We start from the raw sequence: 20,537 nt of genomic DNA, 5'->3' as shown, positions 1-20,537 counted from the left end.
ACACCGACCGGCACGGCGGGCAAAGTCGGCGGCGCTCAGCCGGCCGTCTCGCTTCGCGCGGGAGCCGCCCCTTGGCGCGACACGAGGGCGCAGGCGTCAGTAATGCGGCGGGCGCTGGTCGGCGATCAGCGCCACCCCGTCCGCCTCGCGTTCGGCCTCGCGCTCGAGCAGCATCTCGACGCGGCGGCGGAGCTGCGCGATCTCGCCCGCCTGCCGCGCCACCACCTCCGAAAGATCCTCGACGCTGCGCACCAGATGCGCGATCTGCACCTCTGCCGCCTCGATCCGCTCGTCCATCGTCTGCTCCTCGTGTTTCGCCCGGCGCTTGTCCGCGGCCCGCCCATCCGATACACCGCGCGCGACGAACAGCGAAGGGTGCGATCCATGGCCAAGGACAAGGCTTCCCGCCGCCCGCGCGCGGAAACGCCCAAGGGCTTCCGCGACTATTTCGGTGCGGATGTGACCGAGCGCAAGGCGATGCTCGACGCCGTGGCCGAGGTCTACCATCGCTACGGCTTCGATCCGCTGGAAACCTCGGCCGTCGAGACCGTCGAGGCGCTGGGCAAGTTCCTGCCCGATGTGGATCGCCCGAACGAGGGCGTCTTCGGCTGGCAGGACGAGGATGGCGACTGGCTCGCGCTGCGCTACGATCTGACGGCGCCGCTGGCGCGGGTCGCGGCGCAGTTCCGCAACGACCTGCCGAGCCCCTACCGGCGCTATGCGATGGGCCCGGTCTGGCGCAACGAGAAGCCGGGGCCGGGGCGGTTCCGCCAGTTCTATCAATGCGACGCGGATACGGTGGGGTCGGCGAGCGTCGCGGCCGATGCCGAGATCTGCGCCATGCTGTCGGACGCGCTCGAAGTCGTGGGCATTCCCCGCGGCGACTATATCGTGCGGGTGAACAACCGGAAGGTCCTGAACGGGGTGATGGAGGTGGCGGGCGTGCTCGACCCGTCCGACCCGGCGAAGTTCGAGGCCGAGCGCGGCATCGTGCTCCGCGCCATCGACAAGATCGACCGGCTGGGTGAGACGGGCGTGCGCGCACTGCTGGGCTCGGGCCGCAAGGACGAGAGCGGCGATTTCACCAAGGGCGCGGGGCTCTCGGACGAGCAGGCCGAGGTGGTCATGGGCTTCATGGCCGCCAGGCGCGACACGGGCGCGGCGACGGCTGCGCGGCTGCGCGAGCTGGTGGGGGCCTCGACCCTCGGGTGCGAGGGCGTGCAGGAGCTCGAAACCATCGCCGAACTGCTTGACGTGCAGGGCTACGGGCCCGACCGGATCGTGGTGGATCCGTCGGTGGTGCGGGGCCTCGGCTATTATACCGGCCCGGTGTTCGAGGCCGAGCTTACCTTCGAGATCCTCGACGAGAAGGGCCGCAAGCGGCAGTTCGGCTCGGTCGCGGGCGGCGGGCGCTATGACGATCTGGTCAAGCGCTTCACCGGCCAGTCGGTGCCGGCGACCGGCGTCTCGATCGGGGTCGACCGGCTGCTGGCGGCACTGCGCGCCAAGGGTCGTGCGGGGGCCGAGGCGCAGGGGCCGGTGGTGGTGACCGTCATGGACCGCGACCGGATGGGCGACTACATGGCCATGGTGGGCGAGTTGCGCCGCGCGGGCCTCCGGGCCGAACTCTATCTCGGCAATCCGAAGAACTTCGGCAACCAGCTGAAATATGCGGATGCGCGGAAGTCTCCGGTGGCGGTCATCCAGGGGTCGGACGAGGCCGCGCGCGGGGTCGTGGTGCTGAAGGATCTGGTGCTCGGCGCGCAGATCGCGGCCGGCGCGAGCCTCGAGGAATGGAAGAGCCGGCCAGCGCAGGTCGAGGTGCCGCGGGCGGATCTCGTCCGGGCGGTGCAGGACATGCTCTCGTGACCAAGGCCGCGGTCCGCGCCGAGGCCGAGGCGCTGTTCGCGGCCTTTCAGGCGGCGGGGGCGCTGCCGGTCGAGGCGGACATCCTGCTGCCCGCGGGCACGCTCCTCGATCTTTACGGCGAGGACATCCGGGCGCGGGCCTATGTCACCTCGGACCCGCTCCGGGGCGAGATGATGCTGCGCCCCGACTTCACCGTGCCCGTGGTGCAGGCCCATATGGCCGAAGGGGCCGAGCCCGCGCGCTACACCTACATGGGCGAGGTCTTCCGGCGGCAGGAACATGCGGGGCCCCGGGCGTCGGAATATCTGCAGGTGGGCTTCGAACTGTTCGACCGCACTGAGCCCGAGGCCGCCGATGCCGAGGTCTTCGCGCTGATCGCCGAGCTGCTGGCGCCTCTGGGCCTTCAGGCGGCCACCGGCGACATCGGCATCCTGATGGCTGCGGTGCGCGGTCTCTCGACCACCGAGAAGCGCAAGGCGGCGCTTCTGCGGCATGTCTGGCGGCCCACGCGGTTCCGCGCGCTGCTCGACCGGTTCGCCGGGCGCACGCCGGTGCCCGAGGCGCGGCTGCGGCTGCTCGACCGGCTGGCCGGGGCGAGCGCCGTCGCGCTGATGGAGGCCGCGGGCCCGGCCATCGGGCTCCGCGAGCCCTGCGAGATCGAGGCCCGCGCCGCGGCGCTGATCGAGGATGCCGAAGCCGCGCCGCTCGGGGCCGAGGAGGCCGCGGTGCTCGACGATCTGCTGTCGCTCGAAGCTCCGGCGGCTGCGGCGCTCGGCCGCCTCGAGGCGCTGGCGCGGCGGATGCCCGCGCTCGAGCCCTCGGTGGCGCGGTTCGGCCGCCGTCTCGCCGCGCTGGCGGCCCGCGGGATCGCGGTCGAGCGGCTGCCGTTCGACGCCAGCCACGGCCAGAGCTCGCTCGAATATTACGACGGATTCGTCTTCAGCTTCCACGCCGCCGACGCAGGGCTGCCGCCGGTCTCCACCGGCGGGCGTTACGACGCGCTGACGGCGGTGCTGGGGCAGGGGCGGTCCATCCCGGCCATCGGGGGCGTGATCCGCCCGGGCCTCGTGGCCAGGCTGAAGGGGCTCGCATGACGCTGAAGATCGGGGTGCCCTCGAAGGGCCGGCTGATGGAAAAGACCTTCGACTGGTTCGGCGCGCGCGGCGTGACCATGCGCCAGACCGGGGCCGAGCGGGAATATTCCGGCGCCGTCGACGGGGTGGACGGGGTCGAGCTCGTGCTGCTCTCGGCGGGAGAGATCCCGCGCGAGCTCGGCGCCGGGCGGATCCATCTGGGGGTGACGGGGTCCGATCTGGTGCGCGAGAAGCTTGCGGACTGGTCGCTGCAGGTGGCCGAGATGGCGCCGCTCGGCTTCGGTCATGCCGATCTCATCATCGCGGTGCCGGCCTTCTGGATCGATGTGGATACGCTCGACGATCTCGACGCCGCCGCCGCGGCCTTCCGCGCGGCCCACGGCTTCCGGCTTCGGATCGCCACCAAATACCACCGGCTCGTGCGCGAGTTCCTGATGGCCAACGGGGTTGCGGATTATCAGCTGGTGGACAGCCAGGGCGCGACCGAGGGCACGGTGAAAAACGGAACCGCCGAGGCCATCGCCGACATCACCTCGTCGGGCGAGACGCTGCGGGCGAACCACCTGAAAATCCTTTCCGACGCGCTGGTACACAGTTCGCAGGCCGTGCTCTTCGCCTCGCGCCGGGCCGACTGGTCCGAGGCCGCGGGGCCCTTCGCGGCGCTCGGCGCGCGGCTGGGCCTGCCCCTGCCCGAGGCGCTTACCTGAGGCCTATGTCGGCCAGAGCCCGCGCCAGTTCCGGCGGCAGCGGCTCCTCGCGGGCGCGGTCCCTGGGCAGGTCGGCCGGGGCCTCTTCGGGCGAGAGATAGCGCCAGCCCTGGAACGGGCGCCGCGGGGCAGGGACGGTGCGGATCACCTCCGGTTCAAGCACCAGTGCGCAGCGCGCGATCCCGTCGGCACCCGTCACGGATTCGAGCCCGACGATGGGCTGGCGCGCCAGCACGAGCCCCTTGAACACCCAGTAGAGCGAGCCCCCGGCCAGCACCTCGGCCTCGCGCTTCGGCCACATGCGCGTGACATGGCGCGGAAAGCCGTCCGGCCAACGGGCGCGCTGGCTCTTCTGCCAGTCGAGAAGGTCTTCGACCGCCTCTGCGCCCACGCAGAGCTTGAGAATGTTCACATGATCGGACAAGGGGATTCTCCGCCGCAGAGGACCATCATATAGACGCGCGGGCCCCGGCCTCCAAGCGCCCCGGACATGGCTCTTTACGTTTGACCGCTCCCGCCCATGGGCATATCTTGGGCAACTCCTCCCTGAGAACCACAAGCCCAAGGATCTGCCCATGTCCCGATTCCATGCCCCCATCGCCGAGCAGATCTGGGATATGAAGTATCGCCTGAAGGATGGCGCGGGCCATCCGGTCGACGGATCGGTCGAAGATACCTGGCGGCGGATCGCGCGGGCGCTGGCCGAAGTCGAGGCCGAGCCTGCGCTTTGGGAGGATCGGTTCTACAGCGCGCTCGAGGATTTCCGCTTCCTGCCGGCCGGCCGGATCACCGCTGGGGCGGGCACCGGGCGCACGGTCACGCTCTTCAACTGCTTCGTCATGGGCACCGTCCCGGACAGCATGGCGGGTATCTTCGACGCGCTGAAGGAAGCGGCGCTGACGATGCAGCAGGGCGGCGGGATCGGCTATGACTTCTCGACCATCCGCCCGCGCGGCGCCGAGGTGAAGGGCGTCGCCGCCGACGCCTCGGGGCCCCTTTCCTTCATGGATGTCTGGGATGCGATGTGCCGGACGATCATGTCGGCAGGCTCGCGGCGCGGCGCCATGATGGCCACGATGCGCTGCGACCATCCCGACATCGAGAGTTTCATCGAAGCCAAGAAAGACCCGGCCCGGCTGCGGATGTTCAACCTCTCGGTTCTCGTGACCGACGCCTTCATGGAGGCCGTGAAGGCGGACGGCCCGTGGGAGCTCACCTTCGGCGGCAAGGTCTACAGGACGCTGCAGGCGCGCGACCTCTGGAACCGCATCATGCGTTCCACCTACGATTTCGCCGAGCCGGGCGTGATTTTCATCGACCGCATCAACCAGATGAACAATCTCGCCTACTGCGAGACGATCTCTGCCACCAACCCCTGCGGCGAGCAGCCGCTGCCGCCCTATGGCGCCTGCCTTCTCGGCTCGGTGAACCTCGCCCGGCTGGTCGCGAAACCGTTTTCCGACGGGGCGGAGCTCGATCTAGCCGAGCTGGACGAGCTGGTGCGCCTTGCCGTCCGGATGATGGACAATGTGGTGGATGCCTCGCGCTTCCCGCTGCCCGAACAGGCGCGCGAGGCGCAGATGAAGCGCCGGATCGGCCTCGGCGTGACGGGCCTTGCGGATGCCCTGCTGATGGTGGGGCTGCGCTACGGCTCGGAAGAAGCCGCCGCCCGGACCGAGGCCTGGATGAAGGCCATCGCGCGCTCGGCCTATCTCGCCTCTGCGGATCTCGCGCGCGAGAAGGGCGCCTTCCCGCTGTTCGAGGCCGACAAGTATCTCGGGTCGGGCTCGCTCACCCATATGGACGAGGATGTGCGCGCGGCGATCCGCACCCACGGCATCCGCAACGCGCTGCTGACCTCGATCGCCCCCACCGGCACGATCAGCCTCTACGCCGGCAACGTCTCGTCGGGGATCGAGCCGGTCTTCGCCTATGCCTACAAGCGCAAGGTGCTGCAGAAGGACGGAAGCCGCACCGAGGAGGAGGTCGTCGATTACGCCGTCCGCCTCTGGCGCGAACAGATGGGCGACGCCCCGCTGCCGGACTATTTCGTGAATGCCCAGACGCTGGCGCCGCTCGAACATGTGCGGATGCAGGCGGCGGCGCAGAAATGGATCGACAGTTCGATTTCCAAGACGATCAACTGCCCGGAAGATATCGGTTTCGAGGAATTCGCCGACGTCTACCTCGCGGCCTGGGATCAGGGCTGCAAGGGCTGCACGACCTATCGGCCGAACGAGGTGACGGGCTCGGTGCTCTCGGTCTCCGAGGCGGGGCAGGCGGCTCCGGCCGAGGCGCCCGAGCCCAAGGGCGGCGAGGTGGTCTATCTCACCGATCCGCTCGACCGCCCCGCAGCCCTTGAGGGCGCGACCTACAAGGTGAAATGGCCGGGCTCGGAACATGCGCTCTACATCACGGTGAACGACATCGTCATCTCCGGCCACCGCCGGCCGTTCGAAGTGTTCATCAACTCGAAGAACATGGAGCATTTCGCCTGGACGGTGGCGCTCACGCGGATGATCTCGGCCGTCTTCCGGCGCGGCGGCGACATTTCCTTCGTGGTCGAGGAGCTGAAGGCGGTCTTCGACCCCCGCGGCGGCGCCTGGATGGAGGGGCGCTACATTCCCTCGATCCTAGCAGCCATCGGCGGCGTGATCGAGCGCCACCTGATCGCGATCGGCTTCATCGAGGGCGAGGGCATGGGTCTGAAGACCGACCCTCATGCCGATGTGCAGGTCTTGGGGGTGAAGGCCAAGGCCTGCTCCTCCTGCGGCAGCTACGACCTCCGCATGGTGGAAGGCTGCATGACCTGCGCCAGCTGCGGCTTCTCCAAGTGCGGATGAGGGCGGGGAGGCAAGAGTCTCGCGGTTCAGATAAATTGTCCATTATGCTGAAAAACGACGTCAAATGAGCAAAAAGCGACGGCTAGTCGTGGTGCGCAATGGATCCGCGGACTGACGAAGTGGTGTTTGGTGAAGGAGGTGAAGAGGCATGGCGAGATGTACTGCACCAGTAAATGGTCATCGCTCGGCAGCTGCCGCAGCCGCATGTCCTGCATGTGGGAGCCGCTACAGCCGCTCCAGCGGCTATAGCGGGTATGGCTACAGCAGTTACGGGTCATATTCGTCCCCTTCATCCTCCTCAGGGAGCAGCAGCGGTCGGACCAGCGGTAGTTCAGTGCGCCGCACCGCCAAACCGCGCTGGTCGGGAACAGGTTCGTCAGTCTGGTACACGCCTGAACAGGTTCAGGCGCTCACGCCGGTTCGAGAAAACGTCGAAAACCTGGCGGCCTCGCAGCCTGATCTTCGAGATGTGTTTCTATGCCACGCATGGGATGACAGGCAGGGCTCCGCCAAGGAATTGCATGATTTGCTGGAGGCCCGGGGTGTCCGGGTATGGTTCAGTGAAAAGGACCTTGGCCTCGGGGTGCCAATGATGCGGGCGATCGACAAGGGCTTGGTAAACTCTCGAGTCGGTATTGTGTTGGTAACCCCGGCCATGTTGCGCCGCCTCCCCGCGGAAGGCATCGCAGACAAAGAGCTTTCGGCTCTCCTCCGGCGTGAGCGTCTTGTCCCGGTCGTTCATGGAACGACCTATGAAGAGCTTGAGAAGGTCAGTCTACTGTTGGCGTCCCGTGCGGGGCTGAGCACTGCCGAAGAGTCAATGGCGGAGGTCGCGGCTAAAATTGCAGAATTGGTAGCCATTTAGTCGCGGCGAGTGCTAATGGAGGACGGGCGGAGCGCGCGAGCGGGCGCTCCCACCTCAGATGGTCTTCCTCTCATCCCCATAGAACTGATCTTCGTAGAACCAGACATACTCTTTGAACATGTCGTAGCATTCATGAATTCGTTGTATTTGTTCAACGAGTACAGCGACGACATCATCAAGCTTCAGCGCTTCTTGTCCGCCAAACACGTAGATGATACGCTTTTCGCCAGGGTTCATTGGCGGGCGCCGAAGTTCTTGCGGCATCCTGCTCTGGTCTCCGAAAATGACGTCAAGATCTTCCTGATTCTTGAAAATGGACCGGGTGACAAACCGAGTCATCCCAACGTGAATGCCCGGCGTAATTTGATGGCTGAAGCCATTTCTGAAGTTCTGAGTTCTTCTGGACATTTCTTCATCAGAAATCCGATCCAGAAGGGTCAGAAAGTCTTGTCCTTTCGGCCAGTCGCCAATCAATTTCCTCGCAACATCGCGATTTATTCGATGATCCTCGACAAGGTTATCCTGCACTGGTCCATGTGATATTCGTCGCACCTGATTGGCGAGATGCGAAATGTAGAAGTAGAACTTCTCTTTCATGGCTTGCGGCATGCACAGCGCGAGCGTGACTGGTAACCTAATAAATTCATAGTAGATCTCGTTTCTTTAACTTTCATCGGCGGTCTCGCTCATCATGGCAGTCCAATCCGCAACATCCCTCGTTAATACCACGAGTTTATTGATGTGGTTTGCGGCGTCTCTGGCAAACTCGGCGGACATTTCATCAAACTCCATGAAGTCAAAGGAGAGGCTGCCCTTGTTGGCGTCACTGCGGCGCCAATTGTTGTCGGCGAGCTTGAGGTTGAGGCCTTTGCCGCAAAACTGTCGACGATGGAGTTTCTCATACAAATTCAGTCGTTTTCTCAGGAGTTCCTCAAACTCTTCTTGTGATACTCTCTGACCGTCCATATTGCCCTCCGATTGGCTGCATTTTAACTACATGTGTATTTCGTCAGTCAACTTAAATACGGTGGTTCTTTTGAATTGCCCGATGTAATTTCGGGAAGGCCTTTCTGCCAGACGAGTGCTTAATTCTCAATTTCTATGCTGACTTTCTTGCTCCGCGCACGGCTCGCCCGAACATCAGCCCCATGATCATCTCCCGGCCTTCCCGATCTTGGAGGAAGGCGCTCTGCATCTGGCGGTCGCGTTGGAACGCCAGAATGGCCCTACGCATGAACTCCTCGCCGAACCTGGGCCGCACGACCTCGGGCGGGTTGTTCCGCAGCATTTCGGCCCAAGCCTCGTCGTCGAGGATGGCCTCGTTCACTGCCTCGAAGCGGATGTAATCCTCTTCGGTGAAGTTCGTGGCGTGCCGGTCGTTGAACGCCTTGATGATTTCCGAAAGCGTGCGCCGCTCTTCTTCAGTAAAAGGGTTCGCCCCGAAACGGTCGATCGGGGACAGCGGCTTCGCCTCTGTTGCTTCGAGCGACGCATCGACAACCTCGCCTTCCGAGAGCCGGAAGGCCTGCAACTCCAGCATGTCGTCGGTGACATCGCCGCCTTGCGGCGCCTCGCGCGACGGAAGCAGGCGTTTCAGCCAGCTGCCGAAGAGGTACATCTTCTCGAGGTCGCTGTCCTCGAGGGCGATGACCTGCGAGATGAAGGCATAAAACCGCAGGAAGGAAGCCAGCAGCTGCCGGAACTCTTCCTGCTGCTCCTCGGTCAGGGCCGTCCGGAAGCGCTCCACTGTCTGCCGGACGATGCCTTCCAGCACCGGCCGCTCATCGGCCCGCTGATTGGCTTGCAGGAAGCGTGACACGAACCGGTCGATCTCGCCTTGGTCGAGGATGTGCATCTCCTGCATCCGGGCAAGCAGTGCATAGACCTGGTGCGGGTCGGAGACCTCTAGCTTTATATCGCCGCCGAAGATGCCGTCGCGTTCCACCGGCGATACCTGACCCCGTGTACCCTCGCGCATGAGGTTGGGCGCAGTCGTGAACTGTCCGAAATCGGATACCCCATTGCCTTGAGGGTCTTCCTGTTGAGGTCCTTCCAGCCGCCCTTTGCATCGAGAATGCACTCGACGATCCGTGCCGGCTGGCCCGACGGGAGGACCGCCGCGCTTTCCTGGAAGCGGCGCAGCAGATCGCGAATTTCCTTCGTCTTGCCGCTTCCCGAAAGGCCCGTGACGACGAGGCATTCCGACTCGAACGGGCGGCCACCACGGAGGCTTCCGAGGTGCGGCTGAAGATCTTGGCGAAGGCCGTCTGCAGATCCGTCGCGCGGGCGAGCGGGAAATGTCGGTGCGATACCTGTTCCGCGAGATCGGCGATTTCGGGGATGATGAAGGGATTGGTCACAGTTTGCTTCCCTTGATGGGGGCGAATGCAGGGGCGTCGGTGGGAACGGCCGTCGTGGCCGCCTGGAGGATCGAAGCCGGCGGGAGAGCCGGAGGAGGAGCGGACGCTGTTGCCGCCCGCCGGGAGGGCGTTCTCCCGGACCAGTCCATGATGCTTCCGGGCGCCGCTGTCACACCCATCGTCGGTACAGGTCGCGCTTCGACCTGGGCCAGGTGATCGGCCTCTTCCTCCAGTTGCGCGATGGTCCGATTGCTCGACGGGGCCTGGGGATCCGGGAAGAAGCCCGATTCACCCGGGCACGCTGGGCAAGCGCCTCCTGAAAGTGGCCGTTGTTCAGCACGCGCTTCTTCGGATTGGCTTCGGCGGTGGCCTTCTGCAGGTCGAGGATTTCCTCCAGCGTCAGGTCATTGAACGCCGTCATGCGAAGATCGACCTTGATGATTTCAGGGTGACCCTTCGCCGTGACATAGGCGTGCCGGATGAAGTCCGGATCGATGTGAACCGTGACCTCCTTCGATCTGCCGGCCGCGAACACTTGCAACGCGGTGGAGTTGAAGGGGATGTTGAAGGGATTGACGCCTTCCGAGGTGGTATGCATCTTGCGCTTCACGCCGAGGTGCAGACAGCGATCGCGACGGTTGGGCACATCGATCCCGCCATAGAACTTCGTAACTTCGTCGTACTTCTGCCAAGGCGTCGCTTTATACATGCCGGTGCCGCGGTGCGGGGCGAACGGATATTCGTCGACGAAGTAGCGCGTGATGATCCCGTAGAGTTCGTCATGGGTGATCCGGGCGTTCGCCTCCGGCTCGTAACCCTCCAGTTCACCCGGACGACTGCCGGCATAGCCATCGAGGAAATTCAGCACCTGCCACTGCAGGGTTCCGAACGGCCGTTCGATGAAGGAATTGTCCGTGGAGTGATGGGTTCGGCTCTTCATGACGATCGAGTCGATGCCAAGCTGGCTAGCGTAGACGGTCCCGTTCCGCGTTGCCGTCCCGTTGTCCGCCGTCGTCAGAAGCAGACCAGCGGGGGGCGCCGGATCCCGCTTGCAACGATAGCGGACCTTCTCCTTCGTCTTGTCGCGGGTTGCCATGCGAAGGAGCGCGTGGCTGTGATCGGCATCGGCGGACTCCGCGATGATCCATCCCAGCGGAAGACGCGTCGCGACGTCGATCATCAGATGCAACCAGAGCCGGCAGATCTCGTTGTCTTCCAGATCTTCCGACGCCTTCGCGGGATCGATCTCCGTCGCGCGCACGATGCCTTTGCCATCGGTGTGGATCGACAGGTAAACTTGGTCGACTGCGCAATACTCGCCGAACATCAGCGCAGGAATGTCCGTGGATCCCGCGCCCTTCAGGTTCGCGCCCTGACGGATCCCCTTCCGGCCAAGTGTCTGTGCCACCTCGGAGATCGCGTTCTTTCGGGTTTGTAGCGTGGTGATTGTGGGATACCAGCGGTCGCGCGCGATTTCCTCCGGCGGAATGGGAAACTGAGTCTCGGCCATTCTCGCGAGCGGCGCGAGGGGCGGCTTCTTTTCATCGTGCCAGAGGTTGAGGACGTAGGAGATGAAACGCTCCTGCCAGTAGCTCATTCGCTGGCGATCTTTTGCCTCCCTCGGCCCTTTCATGTGGTCCCGATCCAGCAGCACCACGGAATTCCTGCCGAACCTGAGGTAGGTGTCGACGTATTTCCTGAGGGTCCTGCCCTGAGGCCAGTCGAGGCTGACGGTAACCCTGCCGCCCCTCTTTGCCCCCAGCAGCGGATCATCGTTGGCGATGACCCGGGCACGCTCCTTCAGTTCCCTCAGCGCCCTGCCCTCGGAATGGGTGGCCTTGTTGGGGCTCATGTTCCGATGGGTCAGCGCCGTGAGGTCATCGAGGATCGGCTGGGCCGCCGCGGCGTCGAAGGTCTCCCAGCCATCGCATGTGCCCTCGGCCGCGTCCGCCACGATCCCGGCCTCGGCCAGCATCCGGCGCATGCGCCGCTGGTCGATGCCGGTCGCCTGCCCCGCGGTTCGTACGGAATGCAGGCGGCGCACCGTCACCGGCTCGCCCATCAGCTCGTCGCCCGGCCCGAGTGGCGAGGTCTCCACCAAGTGGTCGCGCAGGATCCGGCGGAACACCTCGACGTTCGGTACGCCGCCATCGACCTCGCGCCCTAAGCCGACGGCAGCATCGCTCCCGCCTGCGCCACCATCCACGAAAGCGTCGGCAGCTCCGCCATCGATGCGCAACCGGAGACAATGAGCCTCCGGTAAGCCCGGCGCGGTTCAAATCGACGTGGGAGCCGGTCCCCGCTCTGGCTGGACGGGTCCTGTCGCCCGGTCGGTGCTCCATCCCGCCAGAGCGGGGCCCTTGGACCCCGCACGGCGGAGCACTGATCCGACAGCGGCTTCGTCGGACGAATGTCGCGCGACGGCCCACGGTGTCCGGGCAGGGCGCACAGGCACCGCGCGTGGGGTGTTTCCAAAGTGGGGCAGCCGGCTGCCACGGCACTGATGACCCCCATAAGGAGGGCTGTCCCGTCCGTTTCCGAACACATGGGCTGAAAAGACCGTCCTTCGGACAGTCAGGGCGACCGTTGCAACATTGCCACCATCCTCTTCCCTGACGCCGAGCGACGATCATCAACATTGCACGCTCAAGATGAGACTTTTATCGCAGAAATCACGTTCCGGTATTCTTGTTCGGGAGCGCGGATCTGCCGCTCGTTCCCTTAGGTCAACTCAGCGACAGCCGAGTCAAATTCGGCACGAATTTGCCTCAATTTAGACGCCCATTCGACACATCCGATGCGGAAAAGCCGAGTGCAGCCCTCGTGGAGATTCTCATGCCGACAGTGAACCTGACCTCTGCCCTGACCTTCTCCGAGGGCGGCGTGCCGCAGCTCGTCGACCCGAACATCACGATCACGGGCGGCGGAGCCTTTACCGAAGGCTACATCGAATTCTCGGTCAGTTCGCCCACGGCCGGCGACAACTTCAGCCTGACCAGCGCCGCCAATCCGCTGGCCAACGGCGCGATCTCGTTCGAGAACGGCGACGTCTATCTCGGGACCGGCTCGGCCCGCGAGCGGATCGGCTCGGTCGATGCGACCTTCGACGGCCAGGACGGCCAGCCGCTGCGCATCCTGTTCTCGAGCCCGCTGCCGAACGCCGGCTTCGAGGAAGGCGAGGCGAACTGGACCATCCGCGACGAGCAATATGGCGACAACGGCAGCGAGCTGAACCTCGACGGCCTGCAGATCACGCTGGCCAATGACTCGGCCTACAGCGGCGGCACCGGCACGACCAACGTCCAGGCCTCCGCCGGCATGACCTGGGACGGGTCGGTGCAGGATGGTGCGGGCGTTGACGGATCGCGCGCCCTCTATCTCGGCAGCGGCGGAAACATCGTTGCGGGCGATCAGAACCCGGCCGGCGGCTATCAGGTCAACGGCTACGGCTCGATCCACGGCCCCTATGCCACCAGCTCGGTGATCACCGTCGCGCAGGGTGACTCGATCTCGCTCGACTTTCAGGCCGTGGGCACGAGCGACGACTACGAGGTGTTCGGCTTCCTGCGTCGCGTCGACGCCAACGGCAACTTCCTGAGCAACAGCGTCAGCAGCCCCGACAACATCCTGCTCTTCGCCCAGCGGGGCGATGACACCAGCGGGTGGACGACCATCAGCAAGGACGGCCTGCCCGCAGGCAGCTACCGGTTCGAGTTCGTCGGCGGCACCTATGATGGCACGGGCGGCCTCGCGGTGGGCTCGAACCTCTTTGTCGACAACATCCGCCTGATCTCGGCCACCTCGGTGAACGACAGCATCGCCCAGGCCATCGCCCGGCAGGTCGCCTACCAGAACGACGCCAATGATGCGCCGGTCACCCGCCAGATCACGGTCACGGCCGTGGACGGCAACGGCATCAGCGGCTCCTCCTCGAACGGCCTGACCTTCGAAGGCGAGAACGACGCGCCGAGCCTTGCCAACACCACGCTCACCTCGATCGCCGAGGACAGCAGCCCCGCCGGCCAGACCATCGCCGCAGCCTTCGGCGGCTCCTTCTCGGATCCCGACAACGCCTATTCCCCCACCGACTCGATGGCGGGCGTCGTCATCACCGGCAATGCGGCGACCGGCGCCCAAGGCGACTGGCAGTATTCGACCGACGGCGGCACCACCTGGATCTCGGTCGGCAGCGTGACCTCGCAGAGCGGGCTCGTGCTTTCCTCGGCCACGCTGATCCGCTTCGAACCCGCGCTGAACTGGAACGGCACGCCCGGCGCGCTGACGCTCCATGCGCTGGACAGCACCTATGGCGGCAGCTTCACCAGCGGCACGACGGCGGTGAACCTCGACACGACCGGCGCCACCGGCACCGGCGCGCTCAGCCAGAACAGCGCCACCGGCTCGATCACCGTCACCCCGGTCAACGACGCCCCCGTCTTCACCGCGGCCCCGGTCGCGCTGACGGTTGCCGACACCGAGGCCGTGGACACGCCGGCCGCGCTCACCGGCTCGATCTCGGCCTCCGACCTGCATGGCGGTGCGCCGGGCGAAGGCGGCACGCTCAGCTACGGCGTTCAGGGCGGCGTGTCGGCCAACGGCTTCTCGGTTCTGACGCTGCCCTACGGCACGCTGTCGGTGAACCAGTCGACCGGAGCCTACAGCTTCCTGCCGAACCCCACGGCGCTGAACAGCCTCGCCGAGGGTGCAGAGGCGAACTTCTCCTTCACGCTCACCGTCTCGGACGGGCAGGGCGGCACGCAGACCGCGCCGCTCGACATCACCTTCACCGGCGCCAACGACGTGCCGGTCGTCAGCGCCCAGACCGGCACGGCGGTCGAGGCCTCGGGTCTCAACAACAACGTCGCCGGCAGCGCGGCCACGGGCTCGCTGCTGACCGGTCCGAATGCGGCGACCGATATCGACGGCGACGAGATCTCGGTGGTGGGTGTGCGCACCGGCGGCCAGTCCGAGACCGGCACCGAAGGCGTCTGGACCGACGGCACGATCACGCTTCAGGGCACCTACGGCACGCTGACGCTGAACGAGGACGGCAGCTGGTCCTACGCGGCCGACGATGACAACCCGACCGTCGACGGCCTGACCGGGCCGACCGACACGCTGGAGGAGACCTTCACCTACACCGTGACGGACGCGAACGGCGCCACCGCGTCGCAGGAGCTGACCGTCACCATCTCGGGCCGCAACGACGCGCTGAACGTGTCGAGCAGCATCGGCACCGATATCTCGACGGGCGAGGATGCCGACACGCAGATCGACCTTACCGGCCTCGTGTTCGAAGACCCCGATCTGGGCTCGGAAATCTACGAATTCGCCGTGGATGCGGGCCAGGGCACGCTCTGGACCGAAGGTGTGGACGGGCTGACCGTCACCGGCAACGGAACGGGCCAGCTGGTGCTGACCGGCTCGGCCACCGCGATTTCCGAATGGATCGCGGCCAACGACCTGACCTACCGCTCGCCCGTGGAAGGCAGCGGCGCCGACACGATCAGCCTCTCCTACAGCGAGGCGGGCGCCGAGGTCCGCACGGCGCTCGAGTCCATCGACGTCGCGGTGGACATGATCAACGACCCGGCCGTGGTCGATGTGAACGGCTCGGTCACGACCCAGGGCAGCGCCGGCGTGGCCGAAGTGGCTCAGGTCACCTTCCTGTCGACCGGCACCGCTCAGGTGCTGAATTTCGACGGGGTGCAGATGCAGATCGCGGCCGGCAGCACTGCCGCCGAGATTGCCGAAGCCTTCGCGGCGCAGGAGTTCCCGAACTGGACCGTCAGCCTTGACGGCGAGGGCCGGGTGACGCTGACCGCGACCGCCACCGGCGCGCGGCCGGACCTGACGGCGGCCGACTTCACCAACGGCTCGGGCGCCTTCTCGCCGCTGGTCGAGACCACCGGCGGCACCGACGGCAGCATCAATTTCACCGCGCGCGGACCGGCCATCGCCATCCTGCCGACGCTGGAACTGAGCGACGTCGACAGCGCGATGATGTCGGGCGCCAAGGTCAGCATGACCGAAGGCCTGTTCGACAACGGGTTCGGCACGATCTACGAACGGCTCTCGCTGTCGGCGGAGGCGCGGGAATTCGCGCAGCAGAACGGCGTGGGCATCAGCATCGTGACGACGGCCGCTGCCGGCTCGGTCATCACCTTCACCGGCATGGCCTCGGCGGAGGTCTACGAGACCATCCTGCGCGGCGTGATCTACAGCAACACCAACCCGAATGCGGTGGCGGGCACCCGCCCCGTGAAGATCGAAGTGACCGACTCTGACGGGCTCGCCTCGAGCCTCTCCAGCGTCAACCTGACAGAGGGCAACACCGACATCGCCGTCGGCCAGCGCATCTTCATCAACGGCGTGGACAGCGGCCAGGTCGTCTCGATGGTGCGCGACGCCACCAGCTTCGTGGCCAGCGGCCCGCTGGCCGATCTGGAGCCGGGTGCGGTGCTGAGCTTCCATGACGGCAGCGGTCAGCAGACCACGGCGGTTTCGGCGGGCGACGGCACGGCCACGATGGACGTGAACGTGATCTGGGCTCCCGTGATCGACATGAACGGCGCCGGCGCGGGCGATATCCACCGGACGACCTACATCGAGCAGCATGCCCCGATCGCCATCGCGACCGCCGATGCCCGCATCGTCGATCAGGAAGGTCTGATCCGCTCGCTCGACGTCGTGCTGACCAACCCGCTCGACAATGTCGAAGGTTCGGCTCCGGTCGAATATCTCGGCATCTCGAAGGCGGTGCTGGACGTGCTGGCGGCCCGCGGCATCACCATCGGTGCCCATGACGGCCAGTTCGACGCCAACGGCAACCTGACCGGCGCCACCTCGATCACCTTCGCGGCGGCCAACGGCGCCAGCGCCACCAGCTTCCAGATTGCGCTGCGGGGCGTGACCTATGCCAACATGGACGATGCCCCGGACACCGGGACGCGGATCGTGACGGCGCAGGGCACCGACATGGACGGCAACGAGGGCCTGATCTCGCACACCGAGATCAACCCGATCGCGGTGGGCGACGCGCCGGTGGCGATCGACAGCGGCGTGACCGGCTCCGAAGATGCGGGCCATGTCTTTGCCGCCGGAGACTTCGGCTTTGCCGATCCGCTGGATGGCGGCGCGAACCAGCTCGCCTCGATCACCATCAACAGCCTGCCCGCCACGGGCACGCTGCTCCTGGGCGGGGTCGCGGTCGCCGTGGGCACCGTGGTCACCCTCGCGCAGCTTCAGGCCGGCGCGCTGACCTATCAGCCGGTGGCCAACGTGAACGGTGAAGGGGTCGCCTCGTTCGACTTCCTCGTGACCGACAACGGCAGCCTCGCCAACGGCGGCCAGACCACCTCGACCGCTCCGGCAACCATGGTGATCGACCTGACGCCGGTGAACGATGCTCCGGTCCTGCCGGAAGGCACCTCCGTCACCGGCACCACGATCACCGAAGACCAGCAGCTGAATGCCGGTGAACTGGTGGCCGATCTGGTCGGCGCCATGACGGATGTCGATACGGGCGTGCACAGCGCCACGAACGGCACCCAGCAGGGCATCGCGGTTTATGGCGCGGGCTCCGAAGGGTTCGGCGGCGGCACCTGGCAGTATCGTCTCGCCGGCGGCACCGACTGGATCGACGTCACCCTCGATCCGGGCGAGGTCCTGCTGCTCGGTGCGGACGACCGCATCCGCTTCTCGCCGGATGGCGAGAACGCGACCGAGGCGCAGCTGTCCTACTACGCCTGGGACGGGGCGACCGGCACCGCGGGCAACGTGGTCGCAGGCATCGCGGGGCCGGGCAATGCCTCGAACCGTGGCGGCACCTCGGCCTTCTCCAGCAACGGCGCCTCTGCCACGGTCGAGGTGACAGCTGTCAACGACGCGCCGTCGATCAGCATGGGCGAGGGCAATACCTTCTATGCTCGCGGCGAGGCGGTGGCGCTGTTCTCGGACGAGACGCTGCAACTGACCGACCCGGACGAGGGCGCGGCGGTAAGCCAGATTGTCATCACGCTCGATGGCGAGACCACGGTCGACAACGCCTTCGGCACCACCTACGAGACGATCTTCTCGGCCAGCGGCTCGACCTTCGTGGCCCAGTCGGGCACCGAACTGACCATCTCGGGCACCGGTGTGGCGGGCGATCCGCTCACCATCTCGGGGGCCGGGTCGATGGAGGACTACCGTGAGGCGCTCCTCAGCCTGCGCTACGAGAACACCAACCCGAACGCCTTCGCGGGCGACCGGGCGATCTCGGTCACGGTGACGGATGAGACGGGGGCGGGCTCCGCGCCGACGGACTTCATCCTGCCGGTGGAATGGGCAACGGTGGCCGATCTCAACGGTCCGTCGGGCGAAGGCCGCGACCACTCGATCACCTATCTCGAGGGCAGCGGCAGCCAGGCCATCGCTACGGCCGATGCCGAGATGATCGACCAGGACGGCAACACCGTCGAGGTCGTCATCACGCTCGAGGATGCGGTGAACGGCTCGGCCGAGATGCTGTTCGTCGATCCGGCGGTCCTGCCGGCTCTGGCGGCGCTGAACATCGTGGTCACCGGCAACGGCACCCACGAGATCCGGCTGACGAGCGAGGAGGGCGTGGATCCCACGAACTTCCAGCTGGCGCTGCGGGCCGTGCGTTACGTCAACAGCTCGACCGCACCCACCGCGGCGGAGCGCCATGTCACGGTCTCCTCGACCGATGCCGACGGCAACCCGGGCGTTCCGGCCACCACGGTGATCGGGATGGAGCTGGTGAACGACGCACCGGTTGCGGATCTCTCGATCTCCTACGAGGCGTCCGAGACCCGCAACCCGCTGTCGGGCGATCAGCTGCTGCTCGACGGCACGCTGGACGATGCCGACGGGCTCGGGCCGAACCCGCCGGTCATCGAATGGCTGCGGGACGGTGTGGTGATCGCTTCGGGCAACGGCATGCCGGTCTACACGCTGAAACCGGCGGATGCAGGCCATGTCATCAGCGCCCGCATCACCTACACCGACGGTGAAGGCAACCTCGAGGTCATCAACGTCGATGGCCCCGCCATGGTCGGGCTGAACCTCGAAGGCACCGACGGCGCCGATCTGCTCATCGGCTCGCGGGGCGCGGACGTGATCTCCGGCCGGATGTTCAACGACACGCTGATGGGCGGGGCGGGCAACGACAGCCTCTACGGCAACGGTGACGACGACCGCCTCTACGTTAACGAGGGCAACGACAGCCTCTATGGCGAGGAGGGCAACGACTGGCTGCATGGCGGTCAGGGCGACGACCTGGTCGTGGGCGGCGACGGCAACGACACGCTCGCGGGCGGTCTGGGCAACGACACCCTGCAGGGTGGCGCGGGCAACGACACGGCCAGCTACGAAACGGCCACCGAGGGCGTTACCGTCAGCCTCGCGCTGCAGGGCGAAGGCCAGTTCGTGAACGCGCAGGAAGGCAACGACCCGCTGACCTCGATCGAGAACCTGACGGGCAGCAATCACGACGACACGCTGATCGGGGACGAGGGCGACAACGTGCTCTCGGGTCTCGCGGGCAACGACGTGCTGGTGGGCGGCGCGGGCAATGACACGCTGCTCGGCGGTGCCGGCAACGACATCGCCGACTACGCCGCGGCGACGGGCGGGGTGACGGTCAATCTGGCGCGTGATGGGCAGGCGCAGATCATCGGCGCCGATCAGGGCACCGATGTCCTGAGCTCGATCGAGGGTGTCATCGGCAGCGCCTTCAACGACATCCTGTCGGGCAGCGCGGTCGCCAACCTCATCTTCGGTGGGGACGGTGCCGACCTGGCCACCGGTGGCGCGGGCAACGACACCATCCTCGGCGGCGCCGGATCGGACAGCCTCTATGGCAACCTTGGGGATGACCTCCTCTTTGGTGACGTGGGCAACGACTGGATCCACGGCGGCCAGGGCAACGACACCGTCCTCGGCGGTTTCGGCGACGATACGCTGGCCGGCGGCGTCGGTGACGATGTGGTGGATGGCGGCGATGGGATCGACACCGTCGAGTTCCAGACCGCAACCGCCGGTGTCACCGTGGATCTCTCGCTGCAGGGTCAGGCGCAGCGCATCAGTGCCGAGGAAGGCACGGATACGCTGTTCTCGATCGAGAACATCCTCGGCAGCCGGTATGACGACCGCCTGCTGGGCGATGCGGGCTCCAACTTGATCGACGGCAGTGCCGGCAACGACACTGCCATGGGTCAGGCGGGCGAGGACCTCATCTTCGGCGGGGACGGCAACGACAGCCTCTATGGCAACCAGGACAACGACACTCTGGTCGGCGGCAACGGCAACGACTGGTTGCACGGCGGTCAGGGCAACGATCTCCTGGTGGGCGATGCCGGCAGCGACACCCTCAACGGCGGCGTGGGCGACGATGTGCTGGTCGGGGGTCAGGGCTTCGACCTTCTGACGGGCGGCACCGGGGCGGACACTTTCGTCTTCGGCAGCCTCGACAGCGCGGATGCGGATCGGATCACCGATTTCGAGCAGGGCGTCGACCAGATCGTGATCGCCGACCAGCTGATGTGGGCGCTGGAGAATGCCGAGCTGAACCTCGCCGATCAGATCGTCTGGAATGCCGAGACCGGCATGCTCTCCATCGATCTCGACGCCGGGGAGGCGACCCGTCTGGTGGATCTTGCTCAGATCGATCATGATGGAACGCTGAACATCACGATCGACGACTTCCAGTTCCTGCGCTGAGAACCCTGCCGGCTTCGGCCCGGCAGCCTCCGGCACCAGAAAAGGGCGGCGTCCGAAAGGGCGCCGTTTCGCAT

The 20,537-nt window shown here is 66.0% G+C and carries 13 protein-coding genes; 6 read left to right on the top strand and 7 right to left on the bottom strand.

Annotated features, from left to right (window positions below; all coding sequences use genetic code 11):
- Positions 1-96: 96 nt before the first annotated feature.
- Entirely contained in the window at positions 97-297 is a 201-nt protein-coding gene (locus tag RSP_RS18395; protein WP_002724468.1) for a SlyX family protein, read from the bottom strand.
- Positions 298-384: 87 nt separating this feature from the next.
- Between RSP_RS18395 and hisS the strand changes: the two genes are divergently transcribed.
- From hisS to hisG, 3 genes are read left to right on the top strand one after another with little or no spacing between them, the layout of a single operon-like run.
- The gene (gene hisS, locus RSP_RS18390; protein ID WP_011339406.1) at positions 385-1,869 is read left to right on the top strand and encodes a histidine--tRNA ligase; all 1,485 of its coding nucleotides are present in this window, start codon (positions 385-387) and stop codon (positions 1,867-1,869) included.
- Positions 1,866-2,963 (top strand): ATP phosphoribosyltransferase regulatory subunit, encoded by a 1,098-nt coding sequence (locus RSP_RS18385; protein WP_011339405.1) that lies wholly within the window; start codon positions 1,866-1,868, stop codon positions 2,961-2,963. The genes hisS and RSP_RS18385 overlap by 4 nt, the downstream gene beginning before the upstream one ends.
- Positions 2,960-3,670, top strand: a complete 711-nt coding sequence (hisG, locus tag RSP_RS18380) for an ATP phosphoribosyltransferase (protein WP_002724462.1) — start codon at positions 2,960-2,962, stop codon at positions 3,668-3,670. Before RSP_RS18385 ends, hisG begins: the two co-directional genes overlap by 4 nt.
- Here the strand turns inward: hisG and RSP_RS18375 are convergent.
- Entirely contained in the window at positions 3,663-4,094 is a 432-nt protein-coding gene (locus tag RSP_RS18375; RefSeq protein ID WP_011339404.1) for a DUF1489 family protein, read from the bottom strand. The two genes, hisG and RSP_RS18375, sit on opposite strands and share 8 nt — an antisense overlap.
- A 151-nt stretch (positions 4,095-4,245) precedes the next feature.
- On the opposite strand from RSP_RS18375, the gene RSP_RS18370 reads away from it, so the two are divergent.
- Together RSP_RS18370 and RSP_RS18365 are read left to right on the top strand one after the other, a co-directional pair.
- Entirely contained in the window at positions 4,246-6,513 is a 2,268-nt protein-coding gene (locus tag RSP_RS18370) for an adenosylcobalamin-dependent ribonucleoside-diphosphate reductase (RefSeq protein WP_011339403.1), read from the top strand.
- Positions 6,514-6,847: 334 nt separating this feature from the next.
- Positions 6,848-7,378 (top strand): toll/interleukin-1 receptor domain-containing protein, encoded by a 531-nt coding sequence (locus tag RSP_RS18365; protein WP_227590648.1) that lies wholly within the window; start codon positions 6,848-6,850, stop codon positions 7,376-7,378.
- A 54-nt stretch (positions 7,379-7,432) separates the two neighbouring features.
- On the opposite strand, the gene RSP_RS22475 is transcribed toward RSP_RS18365, so the two are convergent.
- From RSP_RS22475 to RSP_RS18340, 5 genes are all read right to left on the bottom strand, one after another.
- Positions 7,433-7,975, bottom strand: coding sequence for a hypothetical protein (locus RSP_RS22475; protein ID WP_227590647.1), 543 nt, complete (start codon positions 7,973-7,975; stop codon positions 7,433-7,435).
- A 66-nt stretch (positions 7,976-8,041) separates the two neighbouring features.
- Entirely contained in the window at positions 8,042-8,344 is a 303-nt protein-coding gene (locus RSP_RS18355) for a hypothetical protein (RefSeq protein ID WP_011339400.1), read from the bottom strand.
- Positions 8,345-8,477: 133 nt separating this feature from the next.
- Complete coding sequence (locus RSP_RS18350) at positions 8,478-9,323, bottom strand: hypothetical protein (RefSeq protein ID WP_017140390.1); 846 nt, start codon at positions 9,321-9,323, stop codon at positions 8,478-8,480.
- Positions 9,290-9,520 (bottom strand): hypothetical protein, encoded by a 231-nt coding sequence (locus tag RSP_RS22775; protein ID WP_373365309.1) that lies wholly within the window; start codon positions 9,518-9,520, stop codon positions 9,290-9,292. Before RSP_RS22775 ends, RSP_RS18350 begins: the two co-directional genes overlap by 34 nt.
- Before the next feature lie 387 nt (positions 9,521-9,907).
- Positions 9,908-11,977: a hypothetical protein gene (locus RSP_RS18340; RefSeq protein ID WP_011339397.1), complete on the bottom strand. Its 2,070-nt coding sequence runs from the start codon at positions 11,975-11,977 to the stop codon at positions 9,908-9,910.
- Between the two features lie 596 nt (positions 11,978-12,573).
- Between RSP_RS18340 and RSP_RS18335 the strand changes: the two genes are divergently transcribed.
- Positions 12,574-20,463 carry a VCBS domain-containing protein gene (locus RSP_RS18335; protein WP_023004217.1) on the top strand — a complete coding sequence of 2,630 codons (7,890 nt, stop codon included), beginning with the start codon at positions 12,574-12,576 and terminating at the stop codon, positions 20,461-20,463.
- Positions 20,464-20,537 lie beyond the last annotated feature (74 nt).

Source organism: Cereibacter sphaeroides 2.4.1 (genome assembly GCF_000012905.2).
Classification (GTDB): Bacteria; Pseudomonadota; Alphaproteobacteria; order Rhodobacterales; family Rhodobacteraceae; genus Cereibacter_A; species Cereibacter_A sphaeroides.
Note: the sequence above shows the minus strand (reverse complement) of the source record. Positions and strands in the feature narration are given on the sequence as shown.

Bases quoted from the DNA above. Each gene is read 5' to 3' on its own strand.
- RSP_RS18395 (WP_002724468.1), bottom strand. From the start codon at position 297: ATGGACGAGCGGATCGAGGCGGCAGAGGTGCAGATCGCGCATCTGGTG.
- hisS (WP_011339406.1), top strand. From the start codon at position 385: ATGGCCAAGGACAAGGCTTCCCGCCGCCCGCGCGCGGAAACGCCCAAG.
- hisG (WP_002724462.1), top strand. From the start codon at position 2,960: ATGACGCTGAAGATCGGGGTGCCCTCGAAGGGCCGGCTGATGGAAAAG.
- RSP_RS18370 (WP_011339403.1), top strand. From the start codon at position 4,246: ATGTCCCGATTCCATGCCCCCATCGCCGAGCAGATCTGGGATATGAAG.
- RSP_RS22475 (WP_227590647.1), bottom strand. From the start codon at position 7,975: ATGAAAGAGAAGTTCTACTTCTACATTTCGCATCTCGCCAATCAGGTG.
- RSP_RS18355 (WP_011339400.1), bottom strand. From the start codon at position 8,344: ATGGACGGTCAGAGAGTATCACAAGAAGAGTTTGAGGAACTCCTGAGA.
- RSP_RS18335 (WP_023004217.1), top strand. From the start codon at position 12,574: ATGCCGACAGTGAACCTGACCTCTGCCCTGACCTTCTCCGAGGGCGGC.